The sequence below is a fragment of the Alteromonas sp. 14N.309.X.WAT.G.H12 genome (genome assembly GCF_036697315.1).
In the GTDB taxonomy this organism is placed as follows: domain Bacteria; phylum Pseudomonadota; class Gammaproteobacteria; order Enterobacterales; family Alteromonadaceae; genus Alteromonas.
This window is the reverse complement of the sequence record NZ_JBAHZB010000009.1, coordinates 51,255-62,822: the sequence shown is the minus strand read 5'-3', so window position 1 is coordinate 62,822 and position 11,568 is coordinate 51,255. Positions and strand designations below refer to the sequence as shown.

At 47.1% G+C, this 11,568-nt stretch carries 11 protein-coding genes; all 11 read right to left on the bottom strand.

All coding sequences use genetic code 11. From position 1 onward, the window contains the following. On the bottom strand, positions 1-201 hold a 201-nt coding region (locus V5298_RS05520; protein ID WP_332930473.1), incomplete at its 3' end, for a thiamine pyrophosphate-binding protein. A gap of 133 nt (positions 202-334) precedes the next feature. Beyond that, positions 335-754 (bottom strand): DUF4112 domain-containing protein, encoded by a 420-nt coding sequence (locus tag V5298_RS05515; RefSeq protein WP_332930472.1) that lies wholly within the window; start codon positions 752-754, stop codon positions 335-337. Position 755: 1 nt separating this feature from the next. Beyond that, complete coding sequence (gene hemH, locus V5298_RS05510) at positions 756-1,841, bottom strand: ferrochelatase (protein ID WP_332930471.1); 1,086 nt, start codon at positions 1,839-1,841, stop codon at positions 756-758. Positions 1,842-2,004: 163 nt separating this feature from the next. Then, the gene (locus V5298_RS05505; protein ID WP_332930470.1) at positions 2,005-3,603 is read right to left on the bottom strand and encodes an AbgT family transporter; all 1,599 of its coding nucleotides are present in this window, start codon (positions 3,601-3,603) and stop codon (positions 2,005-2,007) included. 213 nt (positions 3,604-3,816) lie between these two features. Next, positions 3,817-4,701 carry a protease modulator HflC gene (gene hflC, locus V5298_RS05500; RefSeq protein ID WP_332930469.1) on the bottom strand — a complete coding sequence of 295 codons (885 nt, stop codon included), beginning with the start codon at positions 4,699-4,701 and terminating at the stop codon, positions 3,817-3,819. A 3-nt stretch (positions 4,702-4,704) separates the two neighbouring features. Beyond that, positions 4,705-5,859 carry an FtsH protease activity modulator HflK gene (gene hflK / locus V5298_RS05495; RefSeq protein ID WP_332930468.1) on the bottom strand — a complete coding sequence of 385 codons (1,155 nt, stop codon included), beginning with the start codon at positions 5,857-5,859 and terminating at the stop codon, positions 4,705-4,707. Between the two features lie 59 nt (positions 5,860-5,918). Further along, positions 5,919-7,208: a ribosome rescue GTPase HflX gene (gene hflX, locus V5298_RS05490; RefSeq protein ID WP_332930467.1), complete on the bottom strand. Its 1,290-nt coding sequence runs from the start codon at positions 7,206-7,208 to the stop codon at positions 5,919-5,921. A 17-nt stretch (positions 7,209-7,225) separates the two neighbouring features. Continuing rightward, positions 7,226-7,480, bottom strand: a complete 255-nt coding sequence (hfq, locus tag V5298_RS05485) for an RNA chaperone Hfq (protein ID WP_332930466.1) — start codon at positions 7,478-7,480, stop codon at positions 7,226-7,228. Between the two features lie 84 nt (positions 7,481-7,564). After that, complete coding sequence (miaA, locus tag V5298_RS05480) at positions 7,565-8,491, bottom strand: tRNA (adenosine(37)-N6)-dimethylallyltransferase MiaA (RefSeq protein ID WP_332930465.1); 927 nt, start codon at positions 8,489-8,491, stop codon at positions 7,565-7,567. Then, a complete protein-coding gene (mutL, locus tag V5298_RS05475) occupies positions 8,488-10,203 on the bottom strand; it encodes a DNA mismatch repair endonuclease MutL (protein ID WP_332930464.1) in 1,716 nt (571 codons plus the stop codon). The genes miaA and mutL overlap by 4 nt, the downstream gene beginning before the upstream one ends. A gap of 27 nt (positions 10,204-10,230) precedes the next feature. Further along, positions 10,231-11,559, bottom strand: a complete 1,329-nt coding sequence (locus V5298_RS05470; protein WP_332930463.1) for an N-acetylmuramoyl-L-alanine amidase — start codon at positions 11,557-11,559, stop codon at positions 10,231-10,233. Positions 11,560-11,568: the final 9 nt, after the last annotated feature.

Genomic DNA, 11,568 nt, shown 5'->3' with positions numbered 1-11,568 from the left:
GCACACCCCCACTTTTCCGGTTAAACGACCATAGGTTGCGGCCATAAAGCCAGCGCCCTGTTCATGGCGGGTCAAAATCAGTTTAATCGAGGAGGTTCGTAAAGACTCAAGGAGATCGAGGTTTTCTTCGCCGGGGATCCCGAAAATGTATTCAACACCTTCGGCTTCAAGGGCTTTGACAAAGAGATCTGACGCTTTCATTAATCGTTGCACTCCGTAAACTTGCATTTCTCCCGCGTAACTTGCGCTAAAGAAATAGGTGTCGAGTACTAGGTGCTACGGGTAAAAAGGGAAAAGCGTTTACTGGAATGGGTATTTTGAGACGGGCAACGGTCTAATCAGATAACTGGTCACCCCATTGCTTTAGTTTTTCAGCGGTGCGTTTATCCACCGCAGCTTTATTATTGCTAATCCACCACCTTTCCATAATGCGCACATTTTTTTGGTTCGATTTATAGAAAAAGTCGGCAATATCGCCAATTAGCGGAATAAAGCCAATGGCAAAATCCAACACCGTATTTCTTACCATAGCCCAGAGCAGCGCTTTGGGCATTCCCAATGACTTGCCCAACATGATAATTCTAAACCCGGCGACTAACATCAGTGCATCACCGGCACCGGGAAGCAAACCCACAATCGCATCTAAGCCAATACGAAAAGGAATAAAGGGCAGCTTTACAGCGGTATCCAGTAAATGGGCCCATTTCTGCGCTTTTCTAAGTGCGATGGGCGCCTTCGCGCTCTGGGTAGTCATATTATTGCTCAGCGCCTTTGGCTATCGCCAAGGTTTCACGAAGGGCATTATCGGCGCTCATAGCCAGATCCCAACCGTGCAATTGGCTATTGATAAGATCAAACAGCATGTCGATATGCACTGGTTGATCATTTAAAGCAGGAATATACTCAAACTTTTCTCCCCCCCCTTGCATAAAATAATCTCGGTTTTCTTCGCCGATTTCTTCAATGGTTTCCAGGCAATCGGCGGAAAACCCCGGACACATCACCTGTACGGATTTCACCCCTTTAGCCGGTAATGCTTTCATGGTGGCATCGGTGTAAGGTTGTAACCATTCTTCACGTCCAAACCGAGACTGAAAAGTCGTCATAAACTGGTCAGGTTGTAAGTTAAGCGCATCAGCCAATAAGCGTGAGGTTTTTTGACACTCACAATAATAAGGGTCGCCCAATGTTAAATAGCGCTTAGGGATACCATGATAGGACATCAATAATAAATCAGCTTGGCCGTGTGCCTGCCAATGTGCGCGAACACTGCTTGCCAATGCCTCAATATAATCCGGGTTATCGTGGTAATGAGTCACAAAACGTAATTCGGGCATCCATCGCCGCTGGGTAAAATCTGCGGCTATTGCGTCAAAGGTAGAAGCGGTGGTGGCGGCACAATACTGTGGATACAAGGGCAAAACCACCAGTTTGCGTACACCTTGGGCAAGCATATTGTCCAATACTGTTGAAATAGCTGGCTTTCCGTAACGCATGGCAAAATCCACCACCACATTCTCGCCATATTTATCTCGACAGCGACTGGCAAGGGCAGCTTGTTGCTTTTTGGTGATCGCCATCAGTGGAGAGCCCTCCTCTGTCCATACGCTGGCATAGGCTTGTGCAGAGCGTTTTGGGCGAATATTTAAGATCACACCATTGAGGATCATCCACCAAAGTAGGCGAGGCACTTCTACCACTCTAGGATCGGAAAGAAATTCCTTTAGGTAGGTTTTCAGTGCCGCTTTTGTCGGCGCTTCCGGCGTACCCAAATTAGTGATCAATACACCCACTCGATCGCCCTGCTTATGGGAAAAGTCCGCCGTATTTTTATATTTCATGGGGTATGAACCTATACGTAAATATGTAAGATGTGGTTATTATACTAATTAGATCACCGTTTTGATCGCAGTAAAACAAGTAATTACTCGATTGTAAGGTTTTGATAAACCGATACACCCAGCTAATACTACAAAAACGCCGGCTACACTGCCGACGTTGATATTAAGGTTGATAATAGGTTTCTGCGCCCGGGCCTACGGGCATACCTAATAAAAACACCCAAACGAAAAACAACAGGGTCCAGCCCACAATAAATACCATGGAGTAAGGCAACATCATGGCGATCAAGGTCCCTAATCCCACATCTTTGCGGTAACGGGCGGCCATTGCCAAGATAAGCCCAAAATAACTCATCATCGGCGAAATCACGTTAGTTACAGAATCGCCGATACGGTAAGCCGCCTGAATCACTTCAGGGGCATAGCCTAATAACATGAGCATGGGGACAAATATAGGCGCGGTGACGGCCCATTGCGCTGATGCACTGCCCAAGGACAAGTTCACCAGTCCACACATAAGTATGAAGAGTATGAACACCGAAGGCCCATCCAGTCCAGCTGCTTGTAATAGTGCGGCGCCTTTAACTGCCAAGAAGGTACCCAAATTCGTCCATTTAAAAAAGGCCACAAATTGGGCGGCGAAAAAGACAAGGGTAATATAAAGCCCCATAGCACTCATGCTTTTAGACATGGCGTTAATGATGTCTTTGTCGTTTTTCATTGTGCCCACAACTTTGCCATAGACAAAGCCTGGGATGGCAAACGTGATAAAAATGAACGCAACAATGCCTTTTAAGAAAGGCGAGCCGGTCACCCCACCGGTTTGAGGGTTTCGTAAAGGGCCATTTTCCGGCACGATGGTAAGCGCCAAGATGCCGCACACCACCACAAAGGCAAGCCCCGCCAACATCAACCCCTTGCGTTCAAGTGCTGTAGGCGCGGACATGGATTGTTGTTCTAGGGATACGGACGCATCATTATTGTTGTATGTGCCTAACCTGGGTTCCACGATTTTATCTGTCACCAAGGTACCCATCACGGCAATGAGAAACGTACTGATGAACATAAAGTACCAGTTTACTTCCGGCCCAACCCGGTACGCCGGATCAATCATATGGGCCGCGGCTTCAGTAATGCCAGAAAGTAGCGGGTCCACGGTGCCTAATAATAAGTTGGCGCTATACCCTGCCGATACACCAGCAAATGCCGCGGCTAACCCAGCTAAGGGGTGGCGTCCCAATGAATGGAAAATCATTGCAGCAAGGGGAATAAGCACCACATAGCCGAGCTCGGATGCCGTATTCGACAAAATTCCCGCAAAGACAATGGCAAAGGTAACCACCCGCTTCGGTGCCCCCATTACCAGGCCTCGCATAAGGGCGGATAACATACCGGAATGCTCCGCCACCGACACGCCAAGTAACGCAACCAGTACCGTACCCAGCGGCGCAAAACCAGTGAAATTCGTTACCAAGCCGGTGACAATTCGCTGTAGCCCATCGGCATTCATCAAGGAAATGACTTCTATCATGCCATCCACTTCCCGGCCTTTCGCCCCTTCAGGTCGCGGATCAGCAACGGCAACATCAAAGAAGCCAAGCAGACCACTGAGAAGAACAATAAACACGGATAAAAGTGCAAATAGAGTAATAGGGTGTGGTAGCAGATTACCTAGCCATTCCACGGTGGCTAAAAATCGCGCAAACCATCCCGAGGATGCCTGAGCCTGTGACGGCGGCACGTTCGATTGATTGGATCCCACTGAAAAACCTCTGTCGTTTTTTTAGTAATAATGACGATAAAACCCGTCGTTATTTTATTTTGTAATAAGCGAAAGAGAGTATAGCGGATAAACAGAATATTGGCAGTAATGTCTATAAAACCAATCACTCACACGAAAATTGCGTTGAAATGATTACAGGCATAAAAAAGCCCGCGAATTAAGCGGGCTTTTGAGGATAGTTCTTTTATAAAATCATTTAGTTTTTGAAGTATTCAGATACTTAAAGAAATCACTATCTGGTGCTAACACCATAATATCGTTATTGCCGTTAAAGCTTTTACGGTACGCATCCATACTTCTTAAGAAGCTATAGAATTCCGGGTTTTTCGAATACGTATTGGCATAAATTTGTGCCGCTAACGCATCCCCTTCACCGCGAACCTGCCGGGCATTTCGCTCGGCGTCTGCCACCATAACCGTTACTTTAGCATCAATATCTGCACGAATGACTTCGGCTTGCTCTTGACCTTCAGAACGGTGCTCTCTTGCTACAGCAGCACGTTCAGCACGCATACGTTGGAAGATTGCATTGCTGACTTCATCCGGTAAATTAATTTGCTTAACCCGTACGTCAACAATTTCAATGCCCAATTCATTTGAAGATTCGCTAGCTTGCTCCATTGCTTGATTCATCAAAGCAGAACGCTCACCTGAAACGATTTGAGAAATCGTGCGTGTACCAAATTCAGAACGTAATCCGTTATTCACTTTCTGCTTAAGTAACGCCTCGGCTTGCAATTTATTCCCGCCTTGGGTGGCCAGGTAATATTTTGCAAAGTCGTTAATTCTCCACTTAACGTAAGAATCGACGATCAAATCTTTCTTTTCTGACGTCACAAAACGATCTGGCGCATCATCCAAGGTTTGGATCCGTGCATCTAGACGGCGCACCGTATCAATGAACGGCAATTTAAAGTGCAGACCCGGTTCAAACACGCGGGTGTCACCGGTAGCGTCATCACGTTGCACTTTACCAAACTGAATAACAATGGCTTTTTCGCCTTCCGAAACCACAAACAAAGAACCGGATAACAACATGCCAAAAATAACAACAACAGCTATGACTAAATTTTTCATATGCTAATTCCCCCCGTTCTGAAAGCGACTGTCACGGGTACCTGAGGTGGTAGACGAGTTTCGCGATGAGTCATTTGTCGTAGACATAGGCGCACTTTGGTAAGTTGCGTTATTCCTTCCTTGAGACGATGAACTGTTGGCTTTTTGCTCCATCATTTTGTCCAGCGGCAGATACATCATATTGTTACCACTTTTGCTATCGACCAGAACCTTACTGGTACTGCCAAGCACGGCTTCCATGGTTTCCAGATAGATACGTTCACGGGTTACCTCTGGGGCCGCTTCGTATTGAGGCAGTAATTCAGAGAAACGGGCAACTTCACCCTGGGCTTCCAATATAACCTGTTCTTTATACGCCTGAGCTTCTTCGTTCATTCGATTAACTTGTCCACGAGCGCGAGGTTCAATTTCCCGGGCGTAGGCTTCGGCTTCACGAATAAAGCGTTGCTCATCTTCCTGTGCGGAAATGGCATCATCGAATGCATCTTTAACTTCTTCAGGAGGTCTTGCATCACGGAAGTTCATATCGGTGATAACCACACCCAAATCGTAGGGTTCAATAATCGACTGCAATTCTTCCCAAACCCGCTGACGTGTTACTTCACGGCCATCGGTGAGCACATCATCCATTTGCGAATGACCAACCACATAACGGATTGCACTATCAAGCGCCTGGCTAAGACTCAGTTCTGGGCTGGTTACCGCAAACGTCCAGCGATAAGGGTCAATAACCCGAAATTGCATTTCCATTTGTACACGCACAACGTTTTCATCTTCTGTGAGCATAGAGCCGCTAGAAGCTTGATCACGAATTGAGGTGACATCCACGGGAATGACCGTATCCACAAACGTTGGCTTCCAACGCAGACCTGGTTCAACCTGTTTGTAGTATTCGCCAAAGCGCAGTACTACGCCCCGCTCTGATTCGCGAATGGTGTAAAAACCACTAACAACCCACACCACAACCAGTAATGCAACGATAACGCCAGCCCCCCACGTGCCCAGGCTTTTGCCGGAACCGCCGCTACCGCCGCCCATCTTTCCAAATTTACCAAACAGGTTTTTGAACATGTCGTCCAAATCCGGGGGTCCCTGATCGCGGCCACCGCGATTTTTCCAAGGATCATTATTTTTGCCACCCGGCTCATTCCAAGCCATGCTGTTACTCCATAAGTGGTTATAAAGCTAATTGAATTTCTCGTACCGCCAAAAATAAGCTAATGACGAACGACGTAACCGGATATTCCGCTATCCAGGCGCTTCTCTAGACGATTCCAGTCGGCGGTGGGCATTGTAACATCAACCACCCAGTCGCCCTCTGAATCGTACGCTTCACTGGCAATACAGTTTAGTTCGTATAACACTCCGCGCAATTTACTTTGTGCCGGAGGGATCCTCAAGGTATAACTTACCATGCTTTTGCCTAAACATTCAGTGAGGGCTTCACTCAGTAAATCAAGCCCTTCTCCCGAATGAGCGGAAAGCCACACTCGTGTTGGTATACCTTCTTCATTGCGTTCAATACGAGGCGAAACGTCATCAAGTTTATCAATCTTGTTACAGATTATTAATTGTTGAATCTCATCTGCCTCAATTTCTTCTAAAACCGCATTGACCTCGTCCATGGTCTCACGATAGTTTGACGCCGCAATATCTACAACATGAAGCAATAGATCCGCTTCCTGAGTTTCTTGCAGTGTCGCTTTAAAAGCGGCAACTAAATCATGGGGAAGATGGCGAATAAAACCAACGGTATCGGCAAGTATGGCCGGCCCCACATCCCGCAACTCGACTTTTCGGAGCGTAGGGTCCAGTGTAGCAAACAGCTGATCCGCCGCATACACATGGGCATCGGTAATCGCATTAAAGAGAGTAGATTTACCGGCATTGGTGTAACCCACCAAAGAAACCGTTGGAATTTCTGCGCGTTTACGGGAGCGTCGGCCTTGCTCGCGCTGTTTTTGCACTTTTTCCAATCGACGTAAAATGGATTTAATTCTGCCTCTGAGCAACCGTCGGTCAGTTTCCAACTGCGTTTCACCTGGCCCACGTAAACCTATCCCACCTTTTTGACGTTCAAGGTGAGTCCAACCACGAATAAGACGGGTAGAAATGTGGCGTAATTGGGCGAGTTCGACCTGAAGTTTACCTTCGTGGGTACGCGCACGCTGCGCGAAGATATCAAGAATAAGACCCGTACGATCTAACACCCGACATTTGCACACGGCTTCAAGGTTTCGCTCTTGGGAAGGAGATAGCGCATGATTAAAAATCACTACATTTGCATCATGCGCCTTCACAGAGGCAGCAATTTCTTCCGCTTTACCAGAACCTACAAAATACTTGGCATGAGGCGCGCTGCGCGATGTTGTAAGTACATCTACCGCATTAACCCCAGCAGAAGAGACGAGCAATTCTAGCTCAGCCAGATCCTCTTTGCTGCTTTCATCAGCAAAATTTATATGAACAAGAATAGCCTGTTCACCGGCTTCATAACGGTCAAACAAGCAGTATACCTTTTAAATTATTCACTTTTAGTATTTTCAGAATCCCCTTGGGTTGCACTGGGCATTGTAATCGCACGTGAGGGTACGACCGTCGAAATAGCATGTTTATATACCATTTGACTGACTGTGTTTTTAAGCAGAATAACGAACTGATCGAACGATTCTACTTGTCCCTGAAGTTTTATACCATTTACCAGGTAAATGGACACTGGAATGCGCTCTTTGCGTAACGCATTCAAAAATGGGTCTTGTAGTGACTGCCCTTTAGCCATTTGAAATCCTTAGTTTTTATTATCTTCATGGCAAACCAAATGGATTGCCACCGCGCTTACTTAATGTATACCACACTCCAACAACTAAAGCGTGATTTTTGATAAAATTTTCACCAAATTATCGTCTGCAAAGGTATCGAGCCACTGTACCGAGGGCCACCCTCTTAACCACGTCAGCTGGCGTTTTGCCAGTTGACGAGTAGCAATGATACCTTTCTCTTGCATCTGTGCATAGCTGATTTGTCCCTTAAGATACTGCCAAACTTGACGATATCCTACAGAACGAATAGCCGGAAGATCTTCATGTAGATCACTACGAGCACACAATTTTTCAACTTCTTCCACAAAACCGTTTTGTAACATGAGCTCAAAACGCTGAGCAATGCGCTCATGTAAAACGGCTCTATCCTCAGGTGCAATCGCAAATTGTACAATGGGAAAAGGGCATGGTTCGCCTTTTTCCCCTTGCCAGGAGGTAAGATTGCGCCCTGTGGAACGATAAACTTCCAACGCACGGGTGATGCGCTGGGGATCGTTGGGATGGATGCGGGCCGCACTCACAGGGTCAACCGCCTTTAGTTGCCCGTGCATTTCATTCCATCCAAGGCGTGCTGCCTCAGCATTAATCGACGCCCGAATTACTTCATCCGACTTAGGTAAGGGCGAAATTCCATTAATCAAGGCATTAAAGTACATCATCGTACCACCTACCAGAAGAGGCAGCTTGTTACGACCTTGAATTTCTGCGACTAATTTCACCACATCGTTACGAAATTCTGCCACCGAATAAGTATCAGCCGGATCACGAATATCAATGAGCCAATGCGGCACAGCCTGCATTTCAGCGGCAGTGGGTTTCGCCGTACCAATATCCATACCGCGGTAAATTAATGCCGAATCCACACTGATGATTTCACAGGGAACTTTACTGGCCAATGCCAGTGCCAGCCCCGTTTTGCCAGAAGCGGTGGGGCCCATAATACTAATAACCGGTAAATTACGTCTACTCATGATACGGGCCAACGACTTATCATTTCATCCACACTCTGCCTATAGCCATGTTTTTCCAACACCGCTATCTGCTCAGACAAGGGTTGTTCGTCTAGATCGTGCCAAACTGCTGTTGTGATATCCGAGGGAAGTTTATCGCCAGATTTCAATTGCACGGACTCTAACATACCTTCAAGGCATGGCTGGCCTGATGAGAGCATGTCTGGGAACCATTTTACCCACGGAAAATGCCGACACCCCGCGGGCACCTGCCTAAGTAACACCTTGCCTGCCACTTTATCAACACAAAACCGGTTTTCGTTTAGCACGCCCAACGCCTCTTCATTGATATCCTTTGCTGCGATAGAAACAGGCATCAGCAACGGCTGGGAGGTCTCGCCTCGTTTTACCGTTTTCACTATCCAATGAGTAAGTATAGACGCCATAGTTAAAAGCCAACAATCGTTCTTGTGGGTGTAAACGCGTGCCTCTTCTGTTAGCTGCAAAAACGACAACCCAAGCACGGATACTAAACTATCATCACGGGGCGTCATCAGCTGACTATATTGCTCATTCACATTACGTTTCTGTGAAGACGAAAAATGGGGTCTCGCCGCTCGAGTTTGTCCACCAAAGGTCGTCCTATTCGGACTATCCAAGGTTTTGTCTGGCGCAATTGGGGCCAGAGGTCGAATATAATCGTGCGTTGGGCCAGGCTCATTATCGCCGGTAGGCGTGTTGCCGTCAGACAGTGCGTCCGTTGCCGTTTTGCATATAAAATCATGCACTAGGCGGCTTTGTTGGAAACGTACTTCATGCTTGGCCGGATGCACATTGACATCCACCTCTTTTGGATCTACCTCGACATACATTACAAAAGAGGGTTGTTCCACCACCCCCCAAACACTCTCGTAAGCTTGGCGAATAGCATGCAATATCAACTTATCCCGCATTGCCCGTCCGTTCACAAAGCTAAATTGACAATCGGTACTGCTGCGCAAAACCCGCTCATTTCCAAGCCATGCCTTAATGCGCATATCCAGATGCGTGGTATCCACAAAGGTCGCATTGGTCAAGAATTTTTGTCCCATCACAGCGGCAATGCGTTGCGTTAACGCATCCGTTGATGCCACCGGGTAACGTTTGGTCACCTTCCCATTGTGCTTTAGCTGGAAAGCAACATGAGGATGGCTCAGTGCAATACGCCTGACCACATCTTCAATGTGCTGATATTCGGTTTTTTCTGTACGTAAGAACTTTCTGCGCGCCGGTGTATTGTAAAAAAGATCTGCCACATCAATGGTGGTGCCGGCAGGATGCGCAGCGGGATGGATTTGTACTTCCATACTGCGCCCTTCACAATGGGCCTGCCAAGCTTGTTGTTGTTCCACGGGTTTCGACGTCAGTTTCAAACGACTGACAGAACTAATACTGGCCAGCGCCTCGCCACGAAATCCCAATGACATGATTTGCTCTAAATCATCAAGGGTAGAAATTTTACTGGTGGCATGACGACTGAGTGCCAGCGTCAATTCATCTTTGCTAATACCGCAACCGTTGTCTCGTATTCTAAGACGTTTGTGACCGCCTTTTTCAACCTCAAGTTCAATTTTTGTTGCCCCGGCATCCAAACTATTTTCCATCAGTTCTTTGACCACGGAGGCGGGCCGTTCGACCACTTCGCCGGCAGCAATCTGATTCGCCAATTGTGGAGGGAGTAGTTGAATTGGCAATTGAAATCCTGCCTTACGGTTTACAGATTAAGTTCTGGGGATGGTCAGCACCTGACCAATACGTACGGTATCGCTGTGTAAATTATTAACAGCCTTTAAACTACTGATTTTGACATTGTAACGTTGCGCCAGCAAGGATAAAGACTCCCCACTACGTACTTTATGGGTGCGATTGTTCATTTTCTGGCTTGCCCATAACGTGCCATCTGGGGGCACTTGGCGAAAATACGATTTAATCGCCGAAAACATGGAGCTGGCCAGTTTTTTGCGATATGTGCTCCAATTAAGATTTTTCTCTTCCTGGGGGTTACTGATAAACCCGGTTTCAACCAAAATAGAAGGAATGTCCGGCGCTGTTAGTACCGCTAAACTCGCTGCTTGGGGGGAACTTTTATGCATCTGAGTTACCGACTTCATTTCGCTGATAACTTTACGGCTAAGATCGTAACTGGTGGACATGGAGTGATCCATAGACAATCCCAGTATGGTTTCCGCTAAGTAGCGTTCACTGGCATTATCGGAAATCACCTCTGCGGCACCGCCGAGCAATTCAGAATGACGCTCTGACCGCTCCAACCAACGTCCTAATTCAGTATCAGCCCGACGCATGGACAAGACCCACACCGAACCACCACGGGGGCCTGGGGCGGTAAAGGCATCGGCGTGAATGGATATCAGCAAATCAGCTTTACTCTTACGGGCTATTTCCGGTCTTTTATTCAAAGCAACATAGTAATCGCCGTTACGCGTCATCACGGCCCGCATACCCGGCTCGTCATTGACCAGTTTTTCCAGGTATTTGGCAATACTTAAGGTAATGTGTTTTTCATAGGTCCCTGCTCGGCCGATAGAGCCTGGATCATTCCCGCCATGGCCAGCATCAATGGCAACAATAATGTCTCGATCCCGGGTATTATTATCAGCATTAAGAACAACAGAAGGAGCCACGGAAGCAGGCGGAGGATTGGGATCCTGTAAATCAATCACCAGACGATGGCCATAAGCGCCGTCCGGCTCAACCGGGAATAATGTCGGCGTAGCTTTACGCGCCATTTCAATAACAATACGCGCCGATTGTGGATTTTTAGGCGTGGAATAACGTACTTTTTTAACCAGGCTACCGGATATATTGGCTTGGGATAAATTGCTCTTTCTACTGGTATCAGCCAGATCGATGACTAATCGATTTGGGTTTTCCAGGGTAAAATAGGTAAATACCGGCTTTTCACTGACTTCCAATACCACACGCGTTTTATTCCCAGAAGGCGCAGCTCTTACCCCGCTTATTTGGTTTTGAGACCAAACAGGCAAAGCTAAACTCCAGACACATATTGTGAGGATGAAAATGCGCAACATTATTAACCC